Genomic DNA, 465 nt, shown 5'->3' on the forward strand with positions numbered 1-465 from the left:
AAAACAGTTGGCTTCGCTTCGCGATTATAGCCAACCATTTTTCGCCCATTAATTGAGGCGTTATAAGGCCTAAACATGACTCTTGCGCAAATTGCCTTTTTAGTTCTCTGGCCTATCTTTTCGCTAATAGGAATAATAGCTGTGTACAAAAATAAGAAGCATAATGGCAAAGAGCGCTTTATGTTCTCAGTTATCTTTTTAATTGTTCCTATTTTTGCAGCATTGCTTTATCTTTTAGTAACATATCGCACTAAAGTGTTTTTTTGGTCTAACTCCGCAACAAAAGATCAAATGTGGATTGCAGACTCCGATATTGGTCACGATTCAACTGGTGGAGACTCTGGAACTAGTGGTGGAGAATAGGCGCTTATAACAAGCTAATTAACAGGACAAATTACAGTTGGTTTTTGCTCCTGCGTCGCTTATTTTAACCAACTGAAATTTGCCCATTATTAGGGCGTTAGC

Annotated in this window: 1 protein-coding gene; it reads left to right on the forward strand. The window is 38.5% G+C overall.

The annotated features are described in order from the left end of the window. Window positions 1-141 precede the first annotated feature (141 nt). Window positions 142-363: a hypothetical protein gene (locus AC27G3_RS18215; RefSeq protein ID WP_487124063.1), complete on the forward strand. Its 222-nt coding sequence runs from the start codon at window positions 142-144 to the stop codon at window positions 361-363. Window positions 364-465: the final 102 nt, after the last annotated feature.

Source organism: Colwellia sp. SU-HH01217, from assembly GCF_057543495.1.